This is a genomic window from Klebsiella sp. HC6 (genome assembly GCF_022605325.1).
GTDB classification, from domain to species: domain Bacteria; phylum Pseudomonadota; class Gammaproteobacteria; order Enterobacterales; family Enterobacteriaceae; genus Klebsiella; species Klebsiella terrigena.
Window position 1 is genome coordinate 3,806,432 of the sequence record NZ_CP093276.1, and the last position, 21,370, is coordinate 3,827,801.

Genomic DNA, 21,370 nt, shown 5'->3' on the forward strand with positions numbered 1-21,370 from the left:
TTCCAACTGACTACCAATCCATGGCGACGAGGTCAGTGCCGCGGATGGTATAGCGATCGCCTGCGGCATTTTTAGCATTTAGTGCTAATTTCTTTACACATCCCCCCGGCTTTCCCGTACCAACGCGGGGGGAAGAGCGTCAGGTCATATCGCTCAGGGCGAGGGTTGCCTGGCTAAACGCGGCGATCGCCAGGGCAACGTCCGCCGCCGTCACCGACTCTGCCGGATGATGGCTGACGCCGCCCTTGCAGCGGACAAACAGCATGCCTACCGGCCAGCGTTCGGCCATCGCGATGGCGTCGTGTCCGGCGCCGCTCGGCAGCGACAGGGAGCGATCCTGCACCCGGCACACGGCCGAACTTAGCACCTGCTGCAGTCGCTCATCGCAGGCGGTGGCCGCAATCCGGTAGAACTCCTCGCAGCCGAACTGCAGGCCGCGGCGGGCGGCAACCTTGCGCGCATCGTCGAGCAGCGCATTCAGCAGCGCCTCCAGCGGTTCTTCGTGCGGGCCGCGAATATCAAGGCTCAGCGTGACCTCGCCGGGGATCACGTTAACCGCCCCCGGCGCGCAGTGCAGGGTGCCCACCGTCGCCACGAGGTTGCCCCCCTGCTGGCGGGTACGGCTCTCAATCAGCGTCATCCATTCGGCGGCGGCGGCCAGCGCGTCCCGGCGGTGGCTCATCGGTACCGTCCCCGCGTGGCCCGCCTCGCCGCGAAAGCGACAGTTCAGGCGGCGCGCGCCGTTGATGGCCTCAACCACGCCCAGCGCCAGCCCCTCCTGTTCGAGGCACGGCCCCTGCTCGATATGCAGCTCCAGATAGGCAGCAATCTCCTCCACCCGGCGGGCAGAATGCGCGACCCGCGTCGGATCGAGCCCGACCTGCGTCATCGCCTGCGCCACGCTGGTGCCTTCGGCATCGGTCTGCGCCAGCCAGCCCTCGGGCCAGGTGCCGGTCAAACCCCGGCTGCCGAGCAGGGTAATGCCGAAACGGGTCCCCTCCTCGTCGCAGAAGCCGACAATTTCAATCGCCCGCGCCGGCCGTCGCCCTTGCTGATAGAGGCGGTGTACGACCTCAATCGCCGTCAGCACCCCCAGCATGCCGTCGTAGCGCCCGGCGTTGCGGACGGTATCGAGATGCGAACCCAGCAAAATAGCCGCCGCTCCCTCCTGCTCACCTTCGTAGCGCCCGCAGATATTGCCGACGCTATCCTGCCAGACGCGCATCCCGGCTTCGCTCATCCAGCGGGCGACCTGCTGGTTAGCCTGCAGATGCTGCGGTGAAAGATAGACCCGGGTCAGCGCATCCGCGCTTTCGCTGATCGCGGCCAGCTCGTCGGCCCGCGCCATCACCCGCGCCGCGGCCTGCGCCCACTCCGCCTGCTGGCGTACCGCCTGGCTCATTGCGGCGTCTCGCTGCGGTAGTGATCCCATGCTGCCTGCATGCCGGCGCCCTGGGTGGTGGCAAACTTGAGGTGGTTCAGCACCGACTCCAGGGCGCTGAGGGTGGTCATCACGCAATCTTTGCGCGCGTTGTAGCCCATCGTGCCGATACGCCATACCTTGCCGTGCAGCGGGCCAAACGAGGTGCCAATCTCTATCGCGAAATCGTCGAGCATGATTTTACGCAGCTGGTCGCCGTTGATCCCCTGCGGGATAACGACCCCGAGGACGTTATTCATCTTGTGCCTGAGGTCGCCGAAGGTCTCCAGCCCCATCGCCTGGATCCCCTTCAGCAGCGCATCGCCGTGCAGCTTATGCCGGGCAATGCCGTTATCCAGCCCCTCCTCAAGGATCAGGCGGGCGCATTCGCGGGCGGCGAACAGCGCCGAGGTGGCCTCGGTATGGTGGTTCAGGCGCTCCGGCCCCCAGTAGTCCATGATCATGCCCAGATCGAAGTAGTTGGAGTAGATAGCCTCATCAACGCCGTCGAGATGGGCCTCGGTGCGGATCCCCTCTTCAACGCACTTGCGGCGACGAATAGCCTCCTCCATCCGCGCGCTCAGGGTGACGGGCGAGGTCCCGGACGGGCCGCCAAGGCACTTCTGCATCCCCGCCGATACCGCATCCAGCCCCCAGGCATCGCTTTCGAGGGCGTTGCCGCCCAGCGACGCGGTAGCATCGGTATAGAACAGCACGTCGTGGCGGCGGCAGATTTCGCCCAGCTCGGCCAGCGGCTGCAGCATGGTGGTGGAGGTATCGCCCTGTACCGTTAGCAGCAGGCGCGGGCGTACGCGCCTGATCGCCTCTTCGATTTGGTCAGGGGTGAAGACTTCGCCCCACGGCACCTCAATGGTATGGACCTCGGCGCGGCAGCGGCGGGCGATTTCGCACAGCAGGTGGCCGAAGCGGCCAAATACCGGTACCAGTACCCTGTCGCCGGGACGGATGGCGGAGACCAGAATCGCCTCGATGCCGGCACGCGAGGTGCCGTCTACCAGCATCGTCCAGCGGTTATCGGTGCGAAATACGCCGCGATACAGGGCCATCACTTCGTTCATATAGTGGGTCATCGCCGGGTCATACTGGCCGATAAGCTGGCTCGACATGGCGCGCAGCACGCGCGGGTCGGCGTTGATCGGTCCCGGCCCCATCAGCAGGCGCGGCGGCGGGTTGATTTGCGAAAACTGAGTAATATCCATCGTTAATTCCTTATTGATTTAAGCCGCGCACGGAGGAGATAAACTGCTTCAGCTCGAGGGTCTGCGGGTTGGCGAACAGCGTCTTGCTGTCGCCCTGCTCCCAGACGCGTCCCTGATGCATAAACACCACGCGGTCGCCCACTTCACGGGCAAAATTCATTTCATGGGTCACGAGGATCAGCGTCATCCCTTCGGCGGCCAGCTGCTCAAGAACCTTGAGCACTTCGCCCACCAGCTCGGGGTCCAGCGCCGAGGTTATCTCGTCGCAGAGCAGAACCTTCGGCGACATCGCCAGCGCCCGGGCAATCGCCACCCGCTGCTGCTGGCCGCCGGAAAGATTGGCCGGATAGTAGTCCAGGCGGTCGCCGAGCCCCACTTTTTCCAGCATCTGCCGCGCCAGCTCGCGACATTCGGCGGCGCTCTTTTTCAGCACCCGCCGCGGGGCCAGCATCACGTTTTCCAGCGCCGTCATGTGCGGGAACAGGTTAAAGTTCTGGAACACCATCCCGACGGAGCGGCTGATTTCGCGGGCCTGCGAATCGCGGTCGGTAATGGTCATCCCGCCGAGCTTAATGCTGCCGTCCTGATACCCTTCCAGGCCGTTGATGCAGCGCAGCAGCGTGCTTTTCCCCGACCCGCTGCGGCCGATAATCGAGATCACCTCGCCCATATCGATATCCAGATCGACGCCTTTGAGCACGTGGTTGTCGCCGTAGTACTTCTGCATCTGATTAATGGTGATGAGAGGCATTGAATTTGTTCTCCAGATAGCGGCTGTAGCGGGACAGCGGGTAGCACAGAATGAAGTAGCCCAGCGCCACCAGCGCAAAGACCTTAAACGGCTGGTAGGTGACGTTGGTCAGCATCGTCCCGGCCTTGGTCAGCTCGACGAAGCCGATAATCGACGCCAGGGCGGTGCCTTTTATCACCTGCACCGCGAAGCCCACCGTCGGGGCAATGGCGATGCGCAGCGCCTGGGGTGCAACGACCCGGCACAGCGTCTGGGTGAAGCTCAGCCCCAGGCAGCGCGAGGCCTCCCACTGCCCTTTCGGCAGCGCGCGGATGCTGCCGAACCAGATATCGAGTAAAAAGGCGCTGGTATAGAAGGTCAGCGCCATCGACGCGGCGGTCCACGGCGAGACGTCGATGCCGAACAGCGCCACGCCGAAGAAGGCCAAAAACAGCTGCATTAATAGCGGCGTTCCCTGGAACAGCTCAACGTAGCCGCGGATCAGCCGCCTGACCTGGCGCCCGCCGGTGAGGCGCAGCAGCAGCAGCGGCAGCGTCACCAGCGCGCCACCGAGAAACGCCACCAGCGACAGCAGCACCGTCCAGCGCCCGGCCAGCAGCAGATTGCGGATAATGTCCCAGTCGGTAAAGGTGGCCATCATGCCCGTACTCCCAGCCATTTTCGCCCCGCTGCCATCAGCAGCTGGCGCATTGTTATCGACAGCACCAGGTAGATCCCCGTGGTGACCAGATAGACCTCAAAGCTGAGGAAGGTTCGCGACTGGATCAGGTTCGCCGCGAAGGTCAGCTCCTCATAGGAAACCTGCGAAACCACCGACGATCCCAGCATCACGATGATGCACTGGCTCACCAGCGCCGGATAAATCCGCTGCAGCGCCGGCGGCAGAACCACCTGAATAAAGGTCTGCGTGCGGCTCAGCCCCAGCACGCGCCCGGCCTCCCACTGCCCTCTGGGAGTCACCTGAATCCCGGCGCGCACGATCTCGGTACTGTAGGCCCCGAGGTTGATCACCATCGCCAGCAGCGCGGCCTCGCCGGCGGTCATCTTTAAGCCCAGGTTGGGCAGGCCAAAGACGATAAAAAACAGCTGCACTACGAACGGCGTATTGCGAATCAGCTCCACGTAGCCGCCCCAGATGCGGCTGAACCACGTCGCCCGCCCGCTGCGGATGGCGGCGCCGAAAATGCCTATCGCCAGGCCGCCCGCCGTCGCCAGCACCGTCAGCTGCACGGTAACCCACAGCCCCGCCAGCAGTTCTGGCCAGTGCGGCCAGAGCTCAGAAAAATGAAGTTGCTCCGTCATTCGCAGACCCTATGCGCCAAAGCCTGCGGGCAGCGGCGCTTTCAGCCACTGCTGCGACAGCGCGTTGAGCGTGCCGTCCTTAACTCCCTGCTCAATCAGCGCGTCCACCTTCTCCTTCAGCGCCGGCTCGTTCTTTTTCAGGCCGATAAAGCACGGCGAATCTTTCAGCATAAAGCTCGGTACCGGCGCCTTCTGCGCATTTTGCCGGGAGATAGCCGCCACCACGAGGTTGCCGGTCGCCAGGTACTGCACCTGCCCCGAGAGGTAGGCTGACAGCGTGGTGTTGTTATCCTCGTAGCGCTTGATCTGCGCCTCTTTCGGCGCCAGCTCGCTCAGCACCATGTCCTCCACCGCGCCGCGGGTGACGCCGACGGTTTTCCCGCTCAGCGCCGCCGCATCCTTCAGCTCGGCCCCCTTCGGCCCGAAGACGCCGAGGAAGAACGGCGCGTAGGCGCGGCTGAAATCAATCACCTTCTCGCGCTCCGCATTCTTGCCGAGGCTGGAGATAACCAGATCCACTTTGTCGGTTTGCAGGTAAGGCACCCGGTTGGCGCTGGTTACCGGCACCAGCTGCAGCCTGAGCTTCATCTGCTTCGCCAGGTAGCGCGCCATATCGATGTCATAGCCCTGGGGCTGAAGATCGGTACCCACCGAGCCAAACGGCGGGAAATCCTGCGGCACCGCGATACGGATAACCCCGCGCTTTTCGATATCCTGCAGCTGGTCGGCTCTGGCCGCGCTCATTTGCGTAAACAGACAGGCGGCCCCGGCCAGTGCGATCAACAGTTTTTTCATGATGTTTACCCGTTACGTTAGTATGAAACAAAAGATTCTTTAAATAAACTTTTGCAACTAATGTGCCAGATATGCGCCGCGCCGCTGCCGAGGCGGAAGATGCCATAAAAGAGTGATGAAACAAGGAAGAGAGAGAATGCGCGGCAATATCGCCCTCTCTCACCGCCGGAAACCCGCACTAAAATAATGCAAAGCACCAGACTGACGCCCCATTATCGCTGCTCGAGCTCGTCCAGCTGCTGATAAAGGGTGGCAATATCGTGAATGCGCGGGCGGCCCTTATCGAGGATCTCATGCAGAAAAGCGTTGGCCAGCAGGTTGATCAGGCTGTTGACCGACGCGTAGCTATCGTAGGCCGAGACGCTATCGAGCGGCGCGCAGAGCTGCCAGCACGCCAGCGGAAACAGGCCGTGCGCCTGCGGCTCGCACATCAGCAGCACCGGCACGCCGCGGGCCTGGAGCTGCAGCAGCAGCGGCCGAATAAGCCGCGGGCGGCGGCGAAAGGCCATCACCACCACCACATCCCTGGCCGACAGATCCACCAGCTCCTCGCTCAGGCTTTGCCCCGGCTGCGGCAGCACCTGCACCTGACCGCGCGCCTGCAGCAGCTGCTGGCGCAGGTGCAGCGCCGCCGGATAGGCGTTGCGCATGCCGACGATAACCACCCGTTCGGCGCTCACCATCGCGTTAATCGCTTCGGCAAACTGGCGCGCGTCGAGGTCGTTGACCCACTGGGTCAGGTTGGCCATCTCCTGCTTATAATGGCGCGCCAGCAGCGTGTTTCCCTGCACCGCGTCGCGGTTATCGGTCAGCGGCATCCCGCTCTGGCGCAGGGTGCGCAGCTCGTCACGCATATCCTTATACTTCTCGTAGCCCAGCCGCTTGAACAGGCGGCTCACCGTCGCTTTCGACACCCCGCTCAGCTGCGCCAGCTCGGCGCTGTTGTAGCTGATCAGGTCATCAAAGTGATCGAAAATAAAATCCGCCACCCGCTGCTCCTGGGGCGACAGGGAGGCGTACTGCCCTTTGAGTCGTTCATCAAGCTGTTGCATAAGGCCCCTGTAACTTTTGTTTCATCGCACTATACCCGTCATACTCCACCTTGCCTATGCGCTGGCGATGCGTCTCGCGCTGTTGTCGCTATTTATGCCCGATCTGCGGCTCGCATGACGTTGAATACCCTTCCTTTCACGATGCGTGCCACTCCGGCAAAAAGCGCCGGCGGCAGGGAATGAAACTTTGGGTTCAGAAGTGGAACGGCTTTTGCACTCTGAGAGAATACATCGCGTCACGAGGACAACGAATGCACAGTCATGTATCCACCCGCGGGATGGCGGTCGCCCCCCATCACCTGGCCAGCCAAAGCGCGCTTGCCGTGCTGCGCGAAGGCGGAAGCGCAATCGAAGCAATGGTCGCCGCGGCGGCCACCATCGCCGTGGTTTATCCCCATATGAACGGGCTCGGCGGCGACGGCTTCTGGCTCATCGTCCCGCCGGAAGGGGAACCGATCGCAATCGACGCCAGCGGCGCGGCGGGATCGGGGGCGACGCTGGAGGCCTATTCCGACCTGCAGCAGATCCCGCACCGCGGCCCGCGCGCCGCGCTGACCGTCGCCGGCACCGTCAGCGGCTGGGACGAAGCGCTCCGCGTGTCGCGCTCCCTGAGCGGAAAAGCGCTGCCGCTGGCGCGTCTGCTGGAAGACGCTATCGGCTACGCCAGCGGCGGCATTCCGGTCACCGAATCCCAGGCCAGCGCCACCGCCGGCAAGCTTAATGAACTCCTCTCTCTGCCGGGATTTGCCGAAACCTTTCTGGTTGACGGCCAGCCGCCGATTGCCGGCAGCCGCTTTCACCAGCCCGCGCTGGCCAACACCCTCAGGCGGCTGGTCGACGAGGGGCTGGACAGCTTCTATCGCGGCCCGCTGGCTGAAACCCTGGCCGAGGACATGGCGCAGTACGGGCTGCCCGTCACCCTCGACGATCTCCGCCAGCACCGCGCCCGCCGCCCTGCGCCGCTCAAACTGACCCATCGGCACGGCGAGCTGTGGAACCTCGCGCCGCCGACCCAGGGGCTGGTGTCGCTGGCGATTCTCGGCATTACCGACCGCCTGGCGATGGCCGAGGCCGATGAGGCCCTGACCGTCCACCGCATCGTCGAGGCCACCAAGCTGGCCTTTAGCCTGCGCGACGCCCATATCACCGACCCGCGCCACCTTGATGTCGATATTCAAAGCCTGCTGGAACCGGCGGCGCTGCAGGCGCTGGCCGAGCAGGTCAGCGACCGGCAGGCCGCCCCGTGGGGCGCCGGCAAAGGTCCCGGCGATACCGTGTGGATGGGGGTCATGGACAGCAGCGGGCTGGCGGTCTCCTTTATTCAAAGCATCTACCATGAGTTCGGCAGCGGCGTGGTGCTGCCGGAGAGCGGAATTGTCTGGCAGAACCGCGGCGCCTCGTTCAGCCTCGATCCGCAGCATCTTCTGGCGCTGGCCCCCGGCAAGCAGCCGTTCCATACCCTTAATCCGGCGGCGGCCCGCCTCAGCGACGGCCGGGTGATGGTGTACGGCTCGATGGGCGGCGACGGCCAGCCGCAAACTCAGGCCGCCCTCTTTACCCGCTACATCCTGCAGGGCGTGCCGCTGCAGGAGAGCATCTCCCGGCCGCGCTGGCTGCTGGGCCGCACCTGGGGACAAACCTCCGACTCGCTGAAGCTGGAGGGCCGCTTTACGCCGCAGAGCGTCGCCCGCCTGCGGGCGCTGGGGCATGAGGTCGAAGTGCTGGACGATTTCAGCGAGGCCATGGGCCACGCCGGCGCCATCGTCCGTCATCCGAATGGCCTCTTCGAAGGGGCATCCGATCCGCGCAGCAACGGCTCAGCCGCCGGTTATTAGGAGTTCAGCATGCAAAAAGTGACGCCCGACTGGAGCACGTACCTGGCACAAATGGAGCAGATCCTCGGCCTGGAGCTGGATGAAGCCCGCCGCGCCGAGCTTCAGCTGCAGTTCAGCCGCATCGCCGCCATGGCCGAACAGCTGATGGCCTTCCCCCTCGACGAACGCCTGGAAATCGCCGGAGTGTATAAAGCATGACGCTTAACCAAATGACGATTAGCGAGATCCAGCGCGCCCTGCAGGCCGGGGAACTCAGCGCCCGGGAGATCGCCCGCCGGACCCTCGACGACATTGCGCGGGTCAACCCGCACATCAACGCCTGGACCACGGTGACGGAGGCGCGAATGCTCGCCGAAGCGGACAGCATTGATACCCTGCGCCGGGGCAAGCAGCCGCTGCCGCCGCTGGCCGGAGTCCCCTACGCGGTAAAGAATCTGTTCGACGTCTCCGGACAGACCACCCTCGCCGGCGCCCGGCTGTTTAGCGAACGCGCCCCCGCCGCGGCCGACGGCTGGGCGGTGCGCCAGCTCCACGCCGCCGGCGGGCTGCTGTCAGGGATGCTGAATATGGACGCCTACGCCTACGGCTTTACCACCGAAAATAGCCACTACGGCGCGACGCATAACCCGCACGACCTGGCGCGCATCGCCGGCGGCTCGTCCGGCGGTTCGGCGGCGGCGGTAGCGGCCGGGCTGGTGCAGTTCGCGCTCGGCAGCGATACCAACGGCTCCATCCGCGTACCGGCTTCCTTATGCGGTATTTTTGGCCTCAAGCCGACCTTTGGCCGCCTGTCGCGATCCGGCAGCCATCCGTTTGTCGCCAGCCTCGACCACATCGGCCCCCTCGCCCGCAGCGTCGGCGACCTCGCCGCGGTCTACGATGCGCTGCAGGGGCGCGATCCCGGCGACGGTTTCCAGGCCGATAAGGCCAGCGAGCGCACCAGCAACCTGCTGCCGCGCGGTCTGGAAGGCCTGCGCTGCGCGGTGCTCGGCGGCTATTTTAGCCGCTGGTGCGATGACGACGCCCGCGCCGCCGTCGCCCGGGTAGCGCAGGCGCTCGACGCCCGCGAGGAGCTGCTGTTCCCCGAGGCCGAGCTCTCCCGCTCGGCGGCGTTTATCATCAGCGCCTCCGAGGGCGGCAACCACTACCTGCCCGCGCTGCGCCGCGAGCCGGAGCGCTTCGAACCCCACTCCCGGGAGCGGCTGCTGGCCGGGGCGATGGTTCCGGCGAGCTGGTATATTCAGGCCCAGCGCTTTCGCCGCCACGCCCGGCAGGCGTTTCAGGCGCTGTTTGCTCACGCCGATATTCTGATCGCGCCGACAACGCCGCGCAGCGCCACGCTCATCGGCGAGCAGACCATGGAGATCAACGGCCAGCAGCTGCCGGTCCGCGCCAGCATGGGGATGCTCACCCAGCCCATCTCCTTCGTCGGGCTGCCGGTCACCACGGTGCCGCTGCGCAGCGCCGCCGGGCGGCCGATTGGCCTGCAGCTGATCGCCGCCCCGTTTAATGAACAGGCCTGCCTGCGGGCAGCGCGCGTACTGGAAGAGATGGGGCTTACCGATGCCAGCCCTGCGGAGGTAATAGCATGATCGATCAGGATAATATCAACCGGCCTCGCGTTCTGGCCGAGGTGACGGCCGCCTTTTATCGCTATGAAGAGGCGCTGGTCAGCAACAACGTCGCGGTGCTCGACGAGCTGTTCTGGGAGGATAAACGCACGGTGCGCCTCGGCGCCGGGGAAAATCTCTACGGCGCCGACGAGATCCGCGCCTTTCGCGCCGCCCGCCCGGCGGCCGGACTCCAGCGCGAGCTGCGCCACACTGTCATCACCAGCTTCGGCGAGGATTACGCGGTCTGCAGCACCGAGTTCACCCGCGAGGGCAGCGATCGCGTGGGCCGCCAGCAGCAGACCTGGGTGCGCTTTCCCTTCGGCTGGCGCATTGTCGCCGCTCAGGTAAGCCTGATGAGCTAACGAAAACGGCCGGTACAACCGGACCGGAGCAGGCTCCGGTCCGGCCATCGGCTAGCGGCGAAACGGATACGCCTCCCGCCAGCGGTCGGCAATCTGCTGGCGGGTGCAGACCCACACCTGCTCATGCTGCTGGACGTAATCAAGGAAGCGCTGCAGGGCCCGGAAGCGCCCCGGGCGGCCCAGCAGGCGGCAGTGCATGCCGACAGACATCATCTTCGGCGCCTCGCGCCCCTCTTCATACAGCACGTCAAAGCTATCTTTGAGGTAGGTATAAAACTGCTCCGCGGTATTGAACCCCTGCGCGGTGGCAAAACGCATGTCGTTGGTATCGAGGGTATAGGGCACGATCAGGTGCGGCCTGCGTGAACCGTCGCCGCACGGCACCTCGACCCAAAACGGCAGATCGTCGCCGTAGTAGTCGCTGTCGTAATCAAAGCCGCCGTGCTCGACCACCAGCCGGCGAGTGTTGGGGCTGTCGCGCCCGGTGTACCAGCCGGTGGGCGGCCTGCCGAAGAGATCGGTTAACACCTGCACCGCCTGCTGCAGATGCGCGCGCTCGGTCTCGATATCCATATGCTGATAGTGGATCCAGCGCCAGCCGTGGCTGACCACGTCGTAGTTGGCGGCCTTAATCGCCGCCACGATCTCGGGATGCCGCGCCAGCGCCATCGCCACGCCGAATACGGTCAGCGGCAGCCCGCGCTGGCTGAACTCGCGGTGAATGCGCCAGAATCCGGCGCGGCTGCCGTACTCGTACAGCGAGTCCATCGACATATGTCGGTCAGGGTAGCTGGCGGCGCCGATAATGTCGGAGAGAAACTGCTCGGAGCCCGCGTCGCCGTGCAGGACGTGGTTTTCCGCCCCCTCTTCATAATTTAAAACAAACTGTACGGCGATACGCGCATTCTGCGGCCACGGCGCGCGCGGCGTCTGGCCGGCATAGCCGCGCAGATCGCGAGGGTAATCCTGATTAAAAAGCGCTGACTGCTGATCCATCTCCCACCTCTTTACTCATCACCATCAGTTAAATGACTGAAACCTGCCGCCTAAATCTTTCGCTTCCGGGAAGGCCAGGTCGCCCTGCTTGCTGGTCGACAGGCCGAGCGCCACCAGCGACTCGACCATTTTTACCGCCGCGCTGACGCCGTCGATGACCGGCACCCGCAGCTCGCGAGTGAGCTCCTGCGCCAGCGTCGCCATCCCGCCGCAGCCCAGCACAATCGCCCCGCAGCCGTCCTCCTTCAGCGCCTGAACGCAGCGCTGACGTACCTGCTCCTGCGCCCGGCCGCTGCCGTCTTCCAGCGCCAGCACCGGCAGATCGATGGCGTGCAGCCCGGCGCAGTGGTGGTAGAAGCCATACTGGTGCAGCAGGTGGCGGGCGATAATCAGCGTACGCGGCAGCGTGGTGACGATGGAAAAGCGGGTGGCGACCAGGGTGGCCATATGCATCGCCGCCTCGGCGATGCCGACCACCGGCCCCTGCGCCAGCTCGCGCGCCGCCAGCAGCCCCGGATCGCCAAAGCAGGCGATCACGTGACCCGAGACCCCCTGCTGGCGCCCGGCCTTAATTTGTTCGAGCACCCCGACCGCGGCGATGGCTTCATCGAAGTGCCCTTCGATGGAGGGCACGCCCTCCGTCGGGCAGACCGCCAGAATCTCGGTTCCCGGCGCCGCCGCCGCTCGCGCGGCGGCGCCGATGGTCTCGGTCATGGCGCGGCTGGTGTTGGGATTGATCACTTGTATACAAACAGAGGACATTACGACTCCTTGTAGCCGGCAAACAGCCGGGCGAAATCGGGCAGGGAAACGCCCGCGGTGTCAAAGCGCAGGCTGGCAACGATATGGGCAAAGTGGTGGGTCAGCGCCTCGCTCAGCGGCTGCAGCTCCCCGGCGCGCAGCAGCCCGACCAGCTGCCCGTGATCGTCGCAGCGGCAGCCTTGTCGCCACGGCGATCCCCATGCCGCAACGGCTAATGACGAGCGCTGGCTCAGGCGGGTGACCATCTCGGTAAGCACCTGGTTGGCGGAGATCGCCTGCAGCTGAATATGGAATTCGGCGGAGTAGCGGATCGCCGCCGGGCCGTTGCAGGCCTCATGCGCCTGCTGCTCCTGGCGAATAATCGCCTCCAGCGCCGCCAGATGCGGCGGCCGGCAGCGGGCCAGCACGTCGGGCAGGTTGGCGACCTCCAGCAGCTCGCGGGTGCGGAAGATCTCCCGCGCCTCTTCTTCCGTGGGGCTGGCAACCTGTGCACCACGCTTGGGCGTCAGGGTGACCATTTGCACAGCGGCGAGTCGCTGCAGCACCTTGCGGATCCCCGTGCGGCTGACGCCAAAGACCTCCGCCAGCGCCTCTTCCGGCAGCTTGCTGCCCGGCGGCAGCTGGTGTTCAACGATGGCGGTCATCAGCGCCTGATAGATGGCTTCATCCTTGTCCTGCAGGCCTGGCGCGGCGTGCAGACTATTTTCGTGACTCATTAACCGGCTCCGTATTCACGTTTCGATATCAGACTGTATACATAAAAATTAAATATTGCATACAAGATTAACTATTTTGGCCTAATTCCTGCAACAGCCTCAGCAATCCATATTCAGGGGTTTCATCAAGAGGAGCAGGTTTCATGCCACATTCACAAAATACGCATCAGGTTAAGGCCGCGGGCTCCAGCGCCGGCTACAGTCCACGGCTGTGCAACGAGGATCTGGCGCCGACGCGCGACCAGAACTGGAGCTGGTACAACATCTTTTCCTTCTGGATGTCGGACGTGCATAGCATGGGGGGCTATGTCGTGGCGGCGAGTTTCTTTACCCTGGGCTTAGCCAGCTGGCAGGTGCTGCTGTGCCTGCTGGTCGGCATCTGTATCGTTCAGCTGTGCGCCAACCTGGTGGCCCGGCCGAGCCAGATGGCGGGCGTGCCCTATGCAGTGATCTGTCGCCAGGCGTTCGGCGTCTTCGGCGCCAATATTCCGGCGGTGATCCGCGGGCTTATCGCCTTTGCCTGGTACGGGATCCAGACCTATCTGGCCGCCAACGCGCTGATGCTGGTGATGCTAAAGTTCTGGCCGTCGCTGGCGACGCTCACCGCGAGCAGCTTCCTCGGGCTGTCTCATCTCGGCTGGCTGTGCTTCGCCACCATGTGGCTGCTGCAGGCGATGGTGTTCTGGCACGGGATGAGCGCCATCAAGCGCTTTATTGATATCGCCGGTCCGGCGGTCTACGTGGTGATGCTGGCGCTGGCGGGCTGGATTGTATACAAGACCGGCTTCGACGGGATCTCCTTTACCCTCGCCAGCAAGTCGCTGAGCGCCGGGGAGCAAACCTGGCAGATGATCACCGCGACCGCGCTGGTGGTCTCCTACTTCTCCGGCCCGCTGCTTAACTTTGGCGACTTCTCGCGCTATGGCAAAAGCATGGGCGAAATCCGCCGCGGCAACCGCTGGGGCCTGCCGTTTAACTTCCTGCTGTTCTCTATCGTTACCGTGGTGATTGTCTCCGGGACGCAGTCGCTGTTCGGCCGCATGATAACCGACCCGATTGAGACCGTGAGCCGCGTAGGCAACGACCTGGCGGTGGCCATCGGCCTGCTGACGATGATCACCGCGACCATCGGGATCAACATTGTCGCCAACTTCGTCTCCCCGGCCTTCGACTTCTCCAACTGCTCGCCGCAGAAAATCAGCTTCCGTACCGGGGGGATGATCGCCGCGGTGGGTTCAATCCTGCTCACCCCGTGGAACCTGTTTAACTCCCCGGAGCTTATCCACTACACCCTCGACGTGCTGGGGGCGTTTATCGGCCCGCTGTTCGGCATTCTGCTGGTCGACTTCTACCTGATTAAGCGCGGGAAAATCTCGGTGGACGATCTGTTTGACGACACGCCGAAAGGACAATACTGGTATCGCAACGGCTTTAACCCGAAGGCTATTGCCGCGCTGGTGCCCTCCGTGGCTATCGGTCTGGTTATCAGCTTTATCCCCGCCCTGCATGAGGTCGCCAACTTCAGCTGGTTTATCGGCGTCTTCCTGAGCGGCGCCGCCTACCGCTGGATTGCCCGCGACGATCGCGCCTCCGTCGTCGCCACGCGCTATGACGCCCGCGCCGTGGCGCAGAAAGAGTAATCTCCCCACCCAGGCCGCGCCCCCCGGCGCGGCATACCCCGCCACCGCGACGGCTGGCATCAATATTGCTTTAAATTTTGCTCAATGCGCGATTCAACAGGGAGCCAACATGGCGGAAACCATCAAGTCGTACGATGCTGCAATTCGCGGGGCGTTTTTTGATATCGCCCGGGTCGCCGACGGCGCCGACGATATCGCCCGCCACGCGCGCTATCTTGCCGACGGCCTGCTGTTTATTGAGAACGGCACGATCCAGGCGCTGCTGCCGTGGCAGGAGGGAGAGCAGTTTCTCCATCCGCACAAGGGATACACCGACCTGCGCGGCAGGCTGCTGCTGCCGGGCTTTATCGACGCCCACGTCCACTATCCGCAAACGGAGATGATTGGCGCCTACGGCGAACAGCTGCTGGAGTGGTTAACCACCTACACCTTCCCGGTCGAAAGCCAGTTCGCGGACGAGGCCTATAGCGCGGAGATCGCTCGCTTTTTTGTCAACCAGCTGCTCAGCCACGGCACCACCACCGCGCTGGTGTTCTGCACCCTGCATCCCGAGTCCGTCGATGCGCTGTTTAGCGAAGCGCTGCGTCTGAATATGCGGCTCCTCGCCGGGAAGGTGATGATGGACCGCCACGCGCCGGATTATCTGACGGAGACGGCGCAGCAGAGCTACCGGCAAACCCGCGAGCTGATCCAGCGCTGGCACCACCGCGGGCGCCTGGGCTACGCCATTACCCCGCGCTTTGCCCCCACCTCCACGCCGGAGCTGCTGTCGGCCATTCAGCAGCTGAGGGAGGAGTTTCCGGATACCTGGCTGCACACCCATCTGAGCGAAAATCTCAGCGAGGTGGCGTGGGTGAAAAGCCTGTGGCCGGAGCATGAGCACTATCTCGACGTCTATCACCACTACCGGCTGACCGGCAAGCGCAGCGTATTTGCGCACGGCATTCACCTCGCCGACGCCGAGTGGCGCTGCCTGCACGAAACCGGCTCCGCGCTGGCCTTCTGCCCAACCTCAAACCTGTTCCTCGGCAGCGGCCTGTTTCGCCTGCCCGCCAGCTGGCAGCAGCGGGTGCGGATCGGCATCGGCACCGACGTCGGGGCGGGAACCACCTTCAGCATGCTGCGCACGCTGGGGGAAGCCTATAAAGTTGCCCAGCTTCAGAGCTATCGCCTGCCCGCCTGCGAGGCCTTTTACCACGCCACGCTCGGCGGCGCGCACGCGCTGCGCCTTGACGATAAAATTGGCAACTTCGAACCGGGAAAAGAGGCCGACTTCGTGGTTATCGACCCGGCCGCCACCCCTTTGCAGCGGCTGCGCATCGGACGCTGCAAAGATATCTACGAGCAGCTGTTTGTGCTGATGACCCTCGGCGACGAGCGCAATATCAGCGAGACCTGGGTCAACGGCGAGCGCGTCTGGCACCAGCAGGGCTGACGCCCCGGGCCGGGCCAGAACGCAAAATTAGCTCCCCCGATAGGTCGACCAGCCGCCGGGGGCAATCAAAAACGGCAGGTGGAAGTGCTCATCGGCGTCTTCGGCGATCGCAAAATCGATCTGCGCCTTGAGGTAGAGCGTTTCCCGCCCGTCGCGCGAAAACCAGTCGCCGATCTCCGCCACCAGCCGATAGCGCCCGGCGGTCAGCATGCCGGGTGCCAGCAGGGCAATGCGGCCCTGCTCATCGGTCAGGCCGCTGGCGATCGTTTGCCCGCCCAGCAGCAGGTTCACCGCCACGCCCTGTGCGGGCCTGCCGCTGGAGATATCGAGAATATGGGTACTCAACGTATTCATTCGCCTATGACTCCCGTCAGTCTTAATAAGGTAATTTCGCGCAGCTGCGCCAGCGCCGCCCGCGTCTCTTCCGCCTCGTCGTGGTTCAGCCGCTGCGTCAGCGCCTGCAGGATCTCTTCCCCGCTGCGGCCTTTGGCGCGGATCAGGAAGACCCGCCCGAAGCGGGCTTCGTAGCGGGCGTTGCCCTCCCTCAACGCCTGAGCGAGGAGCGTATCTTCATCATTGATGGCCCCCTGCTCGTGCCGCGACAGCGCGGCATGGCCCCGATCTCCGGCCGGTTTTTCACCAATGCGCGGATGGGCGCTCAGCGCCCGATCCAGCTCGGCCTCCCCCCAGCGCTGCGCGGCCTCCTCCGCGGCGGCCAGCAGCGCGGCGCAGTCAGGATAGGGACGGCCCTGCACCAGCATCGTGGCCCAGGCGGGGATCGCCACGCAGGGCTGCAGCAGGCCGCGGGCCGCCTCATCGTCCAGGCGGTTAAAGTCCTCAATCGCGATCGTCGCGGCCACTTCGGACATGTTGTCGCTCCTTATACCAAACGGCCAATGCGGCCCGTCGTTAATCACGTTAGCGCAGTATTGCGCAAATCAGCTTACATAAAGCGGCTTGCACAAAGCAGGCCACATTCCCTCGGTGCGGGTCCGGATGCCGCGGGCGGGTGAAACGCTCGATTCGCAATCGCCAGACTTACAATTTTTGATGCAATAAAAGGCAATTATTGCCCAATAACGCACCACTTTAGCGCATCCTCCCCGCCAACGCCTCCGCCAGACGCCCCTGTCGCGCCCGCCGGCAAGCTGGTACGCAAATTGCTCCGCTCTTCACAACGCATGCCACAGGAGAAGATGATGAAAGCATTAGTGATGGGTGCCGGTATCGGCGGCCTGAGCGCGGCGGTCGCGCTGAAAGCGGCCGGAATTAGCTGCGAGGTGTTTGAGGCGGTGCAGGAGATTAAGCCGGTTGGCGCCGCCATCTCAATCTGGCCCAACGGGGTGAAGTGCATGAACCTGCTGGGCATGGGCGACATCACCGAGACCTACGGCGGGCCGCTGCGCTATATGGCCTATCAGGATCACCGGCATGGCAAAACCCTGACCCGCTTTAGCCTTGCTCCGCTGGTCGAGCGCACCGGCGGCCGCCCTTGCCCGGTTTCACGCAGCGAACTGCAGGGCGAGATGCTCAATTTCTGGGGCTGCGATGCGGTACGGTTCGGTAAACGGGCCACCCGCGTCGCGGAGGACGACGACGGCGTGACGGTATGGTTTAGCGACGGAACCACCGCCCGCGGCGATATGCTGATTGCCGCCGACGGCAGCCACTCGGCCCTGCGCCCGTACGTGCTTGGCTTTACGCCCGAACGGCGCTACGCGGGCTACGTCAACTGGAACGGTCTGGTGGAGATTGACGAGGCCATCGCCCCCGCCGACCAGTGGACCACCTTTGTCGGTGAGGGCAAGCGCGTCTCGCTGATGCCGGTCGCCAGGGGGCGCTTCTATTTTTTCTTTGACGTCCCCCTGCCGGCCGGACTGGCGGAAGATCGTAGCACTCTGAAGGCGGATCTTAGCCGCTACTTCAGCGGCTGGGCAGCGCCGGTGCAGGAGCTGATCGCCCGCCTCGATCCGGCCACCACCAACCGTATCGAAATTCACGATATTGAGCCCTTCGACCGCCTGGTGCGCGGGAAGGTGGCGCTGCTGGGAGATGCCGGACACAGCACCACTCCGGATATCGGCCAGGGCGGCTGCGCGGCGCTGGAGGACGCGGTGGTGCTGGGCGAAGCGTTGCGCGACGGCAAGGATATTGTCGCCGCGCTGCGCCAGTACGAAGCCCGGCGCTGCGAGCGGGTTCGCGACCTGATCCTGAAAGCGCGAAAGCGCTGCGATATCACCCACGGCAAGGAGATGGCGCTAACTGAGGCCTGGTACCGGGAGCTGCAGGAGGAGAGCGGTGAGCGGATTATCAACGGCCTGTGCGAGACGATCCAGGGCGGCCCGCTCGGCTAGCCGCCTTCAGGGCTGCGGCTCCCGGCTTTCGCCGACGGCCCGCATCGCCTCCATCACCGCCGTCAGCTTCTGAATCGCCATCTGCGCCGGACGAGAGAGCTGGCGCGATGGCGCGGTGCACAGCGCCAGGGTCAGCGGCCGCAGCAGCTTGTTGCGCAAAGGGATAAACGCCAGCTGACCGCTTTTTACCTCATCCAGCACGTCGAGCAGGCTCAGCACCGTTACGCCGCTGCCTTTAAGGACCAGCGATTTAATCAGCCGAATATCATTGCAGCTGATGCCGTTTGCCGGGGAAAAATCGTAGTGCCGATAGAGCATCGCCACCCGATCGTGCACGATAAGCGGCGCGCCGGGAACGATGTGCCGCTGCTGGCTGAGATCGCCTAACGACAGCGTCGCCGCCTGCGCGAGGGGGCTGTCCGGGCGCATCACCACCCCCATCTCCAGCTCGACGAACGCCAGCACGCTGAGCCCCGCCTGGCCCTCCGGATCGAGGATCAGGCCAAAATCGACGTCGGCCTGGCGAACCTTTTCGCTCACCGCGTGGCTATCCGCCACCCGCAGATTGAGCTCCAGCCACTGCCACCCGGTAATGATATCGGCCAGCGCCGCGGCAAAGCTGCCCTCCGCCAGCGCCTGCACCATGCCGATGCTGACGCTGCCGCGCTTTAGCCCCTGCAGCTCGTCAAACTGCTGGCGGGTAAGCTGAAACTCCTTTTGCCAGCGCAGCAGGTTGTCATAGAGCAGCTCTCCGGCGGTGGTCATGCGCAGCCCTTCCGGCAGCCGTTCAAACAGCGGCGTGCCGAACTCCTCTTCGGCCTGCAGGATCTGGCGGTTTATCGCCGAGGCCGAGATATGCAGCTTTTCAGCCGCCCGGCGCAGGCTGCCGCTGCGGGCCACCGCGGCGAAATAGATAGCGAAACGCGAAAACGGACTCATATTCCCCCTGTTCTCTTTTTTGCAACGGGTTAGTGAATTAATGGCGATGGATGTCAACACCCTAATATGACAACAATAAACTCACAACAATTAAACAAATGCTTTTCCGTGAGCAGGAAGGAACATGATGAACAGAACCAATCCCACCCCACCGGCCCGCTGCACCTTCGAGCCGGACGACTGGCTCCGGCTGGCGAAATGCTGGCACCCGGTCGCCCGCGCCGAGGACGTCGGCGGCGCCCCGCTGAAGGCGACCCTGCTGGACGAACCGCTGGTTATCTACCGGATTAAAGGCTCGGTGGTGGTCGCCCGCGACGTCTGCCCCCATCGCGGCGTACCGCTGACCCTCGGCTCTCACGACGACGAAGGGATTATTTGCCCCTATCACGGCCTGCGCTTCGGCGAAGAGGGGCGCTGCAACCGGATCCCCTCCAGCCCCGACCAGCCGGTGCCGGCCAGGCTCCACCTGACCCACTACGCGGTGGAGGAGCGCTTTGGGCTGATCTGGGTGTGCATGGCCTTCGACCCAGAGAACCCGATGCCGCTGCCCACCATGCCGCACTGGCACGATGAGGGGTTTCAGCAGATCAACTGCCCGGCGTTTGAGGTCAACGGCTTTGCCGGCCGCCAGGTGGAGGGGTTTCTCGACGTTGCCCATTTCGCGTGGATCCATACCGATACCTTCGCCGATCCGGATAATCAGGAGGTGCCGGCCTACAGCCCGCAGGAAACGTCTTTTGGTTTTATTGCCGACTACTGGAGCTCGGTCGGCAACTATCCGGCCAGCGCCGGATTCCGCGCGCCGGAGGGGTTTCAGTGGCTGCGCCGTTTCGAGATGCACCTGCCCTTCACCGCGACGCTGACCATCCACTTCCCCGGCGAGGCCCGGCTGGTGATTATGAACGCCGCTTCGCCGGTATCGTCGCGCGTCACCCGCATGTTCGCCCCGATTGCGCGCAACTTCGATCTGCACGTTCCGGTCGCGGACGTGCACGCGTTCAATCTCCGCGTCTTCGAGGAGGACCGGCTGATGGTCGAAACCCAGCGGCCGGAGAGGCTGCCGCTGGACTTAACCCTTGAGGCGCATATTCCCGCCGACCGCAGCTCGATTGCCTATCGTCGCGGGCTGCAGAAGATGGGCTTTGGCGACTTTTTCCTCGTATAGGCGGAGGCGAAAATGAGTGAACTGCTGCAGGTTGTCGTTGACGGAATGTGGCGCGAGGGCGATTCCAGCCTCGCCGTCAGGCTGGTCTCCGGCCGCGGGGAGCCGCTGCCCGCGTGGCGGCCGGGGGCGCATATCGATCTCCATCTGCCGGATGGGATGACGCGTCAGTACTCGCTGACCGGCCCGACGAGCGGCGCAGAGGGCTATCTGATCTGCGTCGCGCGGGATCGTAAATCGCGGGGCGGATCGCGCTATATCCACGAGGCGCTGCGCCCGGGCCAGACGCTGCGCGTCTCTCCCCCACGCAACCTGTTTACGCTGCAGCCCGCGGAGCGCGTTGTGCTGCTGGCCGCCGGTATCGGCATTACGCCGCTGTACGCGATGCTGCTGCAGCTCGAAGCGGACGGCGTGCCCTGTGAGCTGCACTATTACGTCAGGCGCCGCGAGAACGCGGCCTTTATCCGCCCGCTGGCGCGGCGCTTCAGCCAGGGAAGCGGCGCCCTTTACTGCTCTGAGGAGGGGCAAAGCCCGCGCCAGCACCTCGCCACGACGCTCGCCGGGGCACGGCCTGGAGAGCTTCTGTACCTCTGCGGGCCCCGGGATTTTATGGCCTGCGCGCGCGAGGTCGCGGCGGCAAAAGGCTGGGCGGAGGCGCAGATCCATAGCGAAGCGTTTCAGGCGACCCCGGCGGTCGCCGACGTCAGCGGCGAGGCCGATACCTTTACCGTCACCCTCGCCTCGTCGGGCGCGCGGTGGCCGGTTCCGGCACACCAGACTATCGCCCAGGTGCTCCAGCAGCAGGGGGTTACGGTCCCGCTCTCCTGCGAGATGGGGATGTGCGGCGCCTGCCTCACGCCGGTGATCGAGGGCGTGGTCGATCACCGGGATACGGTGCAGTCCCCGGCGGAGAAAGCCGCCGCCGCGCAGCGTATCGCGCTCTGCTGCTCCCGCAGCCGCTCGCCAAACCTGCTGATCGATCTCTAGCGGGGTCGTTTTTCACCAGCGCCGGGCTG

Annotated in this window: 22 protein-coding genes; 9 read left to right on the forward strand and 13 right to left on the reverse strand. The window is 64.3% G+C overall.

What is annotated here, in order from left to right; translation table 11 throughout:
* Positions 1-139: 139 nt before the first annotated feature.
* The 7 genes from hpxK to hpxU form a co-directional block, all read right to left on the reverse strand.
* On the reverse strand, positions 140-1,402 hold the full coding sequence (hpxK, locus tag MMW58_RS18325; RefSeq protein ID WP_241723752.1) for an allantoate amidohydrolase: 1,263 nt from the start codon (positions 1,400-1,402) through the stop codon (positions 140-142).
* Entirely contained in the window at positions 1,399-2,640 is a 1,242-nt protein-coding gene (locus MMW58_RS18330) for a pyridoxal-phosphate-dependent aminotransferase family protein (RefSeq protein ID WP_241721788.1), read from the reverse strand. Before MMW58_RS18330 ends, hpxK begins: the two co-directional genes overlap by 4 nt.
* 10 nt (positions 2,641-2,650) lie before the next feature.
* The gene (locus MMW58_RS18335; protein WP_041144887.1) at positions 2,651-3,391 is read right to left on the reverse strand and encodes an amino acid ABC transporter ATP-binding protein; all 741 of its coding nucleotides are present in this window, start codon (positions 3,389-3,391) and stop codon (positions 2,651-2,653) included.
* Positions 3,372-4,028 carry an amino acid ABC transporter permease gene (locus MMW58_RS18340; protein ID WP_166646134.1) on the reverse strand — a complete coding sequence of 219 codons (657 nt, stop codon included), beginning with the start codon at positions 4,026-4,028 and terminating at the stop codon, positions 3,372-3,374. Before MMW58_RS18340 ends, MMW58_RS18335 begins: the two co-directional genes overlap by 20 nt.
* Entirely contained in the window at positions 4,028-4,693 is a 666-nt protein-coding gene (locus MMW58_RS18345; protein ID WP_133597345.1) for an amino acid ABC transporter permease, read from the reverse strand. The genes MMW58_RS18340 and MMW58_RS18345 overlap by 1 nt, the downstream gene beginning before the upstream one ends.
* Before the next feature lie 9 nt (positions 4,694-4,702).
* Positions 4,703-5,488, reverse strand: coding sequence for a transporter substrate-binding domain-containing protein (locus tag MMW58_RS18350; RefSeq protein ID WP_133597343.1), 786 nt, complete (start codon positions 5,486-5,488; stop codon positions 4,703-4,705).
* Positions 5,489-5,700: 212 nt separating this feature from the next.
* Positions 5,701-6,540 (reverse strand): MurR/RpiR family transcriptional regulator HpxU, encoded by an 840-nt coding sequence (gene hpxU, locus MMW58_RS18355; RefSeq protein WP_241721789.1) that lies wholly within the window; start codon positions 6,538-6,540, stop codon positions 5,701-5,703.
* A 251-nt stretch (positions 6,541-6,791) separates the two neighbouring features.
* On the opposite strand from hpxU, the gene hpxW reads away from it, so the two are divergent.
* The 4 genes from hpxW to hpxZ are packed head-to-tail and all read left to right on the forward strand — an operon-like array spanning position 6,792 to position 10,350.
* Positions 6,792-8,375, forward strand: a complete 1,584-nt coding sequence (gene hpxW, locus MMW58_RS18360; protein WP_241721790.1) for an oxamate amidohydrolase — start codon at positions 6,792-6,794, stop codon at positions 8,373-8,375.
* A 9-nt stretch (positions 8,376-8,384) separates the two neighbouring features.
* On the forward strand, positions 8,385-8,573 hold the full coding sequence (gene hpxX / locus MMW58_RS18365; RefSeq protein ID WP_241721791.1) for an oxalurate catabolism protein HpxX: 189 nt from the start codon (positions 8,385-8,387) through the stop codon (positions 8,571-8,573).
* Positions 8,570-9,967: an AtzE family amidohydrolase gene (locus MMW58_RS18370; RefSeq protein ID WP_241721792.1), complete on the forward strand. Its 1,398-nt coding sequence runs from the start codon at positions 8,570-8,572 to the stop codon at positions 9,965-9,967. Before hpxX ends, MMW58_RS18370 begins: the two co-directional genes overlap by 4 nt.
* Complete coding sequence (gene hpxZ, locus MMW58_RS18375; RefSeq protein ID WP_123707362.1) at positions 9,964-10,350, forward strand: oxalurate catabolism protein HpxZ; 387 nt, start codon at positions 9,964-9,966, stop codon at positions 10,348-10,350. The genes MMW58_RS18370 and hpxZ overlap by 4 nt, the downstream gene beginning before the upstream one ends.
* Positions 10,351-10,401: 51 nt before the next feature.
* Here hpxZ and puuE read toward each other — a convergent pair whose 3' ends face one another.
* Genes puuE through MMW58_RS18390 form a run of 3 tightly spaced genes read right to left on the reverse strand, consistent with a single transcriptional unit; the run spans position 10,402 to position 12,824 of the window.
* Entirely contained in the window at positions 10,402-11,346 is a 945-nt protein-coding gene (gene puuE / locus MMW58_RS18380) for an allantoinase PuuE (protein ID WP_241721793.1), read from the reverse strand.
* A 24-nt stretch (positions 11,347-11,370) separates the two neighbouring features.
* The gene (hpxA, locus tag MMW58_RS18385) at positions 11,371-12,108 is read right to left on the reverse strand and encodes an allantoin racemase (RefSeq protein WP_045854757.1); all 738 of its coding nucleotides are present in this window, start codon (positions 12,106-12,108) and stop codon (positions 11,371-11,373) included.
* Entirely contained in the window at positions 12,108-12,824 is a 717-nt protein-coding gene (locus tag MMW58_RS18390) for a GntR family transcriptional regulator (protein ID WP_133597332.1), read from the reverse strand. The genes hpxA and MMW58_RS18390 overlap by 1 nt, the downstream gene beginning before the upstream one ends.
* A 143-nt stretch (positions 12,825-12,967) precedes the next feature.
* On the opposite strand from MMW58_RS18390, the gene MMW58_RS18395 reads away from it, so the two are divergent.
* Positions 12,968-14,464: an NCS1 family nucleobase:cation symporter-1 gene (locus tag MMW58_RS18395; RefSeq protein ID WP_159236494.1), complete on the forward strand. Its 1,497-nt coding sequence runs from the start codon at positions 12,968-12,970 to the stop codon at positions 14,462-14,464.
* Positions 14,465-14,573: 109 nt separating this feature from the next.
* Complete coding sequence (gene guaD, locus MMW58_RS18400) at positions 14,574-15,899, forward strand: guanine deaminase (protein ID WP_241721794.1); 1,326 nt, start codon at positions 14,574-14,576, stop codon at positions 15,897-15,899.
* Positions 15,900-15,926: 27 nt separating this feature from the next.
* Here the strand turns inward: guaD and uraH are convergent, their stop codons facing one another.
* Both uraH and uraD read right to left on the reverse strand, forming a co-directional pair.
* Positions 15,927-16,253, reverse strand: coding sequence for a hydroxyisourate hydrolase (gene uraH / locus MMW58_RS18405; RefSeq protein WP_241721795.1), 327 nt, complete (start codon positions 16,251-16,253; stop codon positions 15,927-15,929).
* Entirely contained in the window at positions 16,250-16,768 is a 519-nt protein-coding gene (gene uraD, locus MMW58_RS18410; protein ID WP_241721796.1) for a 2-oxo-4-hydroxy-4-carboxy-5-ureidoimidazoline decarboxylase, read from the reverse strand. Before uraD ends, uraH begins: the two co-directional genes overlap by 4 nt.
* A 330-nt stretch (positions 16,769-17,098) precedes the next feature.
* Between uraD and hpxO the strand changes: the two genes are divergently transcribed.
* Positions 17,099-18,253, forward strand: a complete 1,155-nt coding sequence (hpxO, locus tag MMW58_RS18415) for an FAD-dependent urate hydroxylase HpxO (protein WP_241723753.1) — start codon at positions 17,099-17,101, stop codon at positions 18,251-18,253.
* Positions 18,254-18,259: 6 nt separating this feature from the next.
* Here the strand turns inward: hpxO and hpxR are convergent, their stop codons facing one another.
* A complete protein-coding gene (hpxR, locus tag MMW58_RS18420; RefSeq protein ID WP_241721797.1) occupies positions 18,260-19,192 on the reverse strand; it encodes a LysR family hpxDE operon transcriptional regulator HpxR in 933 nt (310 codons plus the stop codon).
* A 127-nt stretch (positions 19,193-19,319) separates the two neighbouring features.
* Here hpxR and hpxD point away from each other — a divergent pair, with 127 nt between their 5' ends.
* Both hpxD and MMW58_RS18430 read left to right on the forward strand, forming a co-directional pair.
* Positions 19,320-20,357, forward strand: a complete 1,038-nt coding sequence (gene hpxD, locus MMW58_RS18425; protein WP_241723754.1) for a molybdenum cofactor-independent xanthine hydroxylase subunit HpxD — start codon at positions 19,320-19,322, stop codon at positions 20,355-20,357.
* 12 nt (positions 20,358-20,369) lie between these two features.
* On the forward strand, positions 20,370-21,341 hold the full coding sequence (locus tag MMW58_RS18430) for a PDR/VanB family oxidoreductase (RefSeq protein ID WP_241721798.1): 972 nt from the start codon (positions 20,370-20,372) through the stop codon (positions 21,339-21,341).
* Positions 21,342-21,370 lie beyond the last annotated feature (29 nt).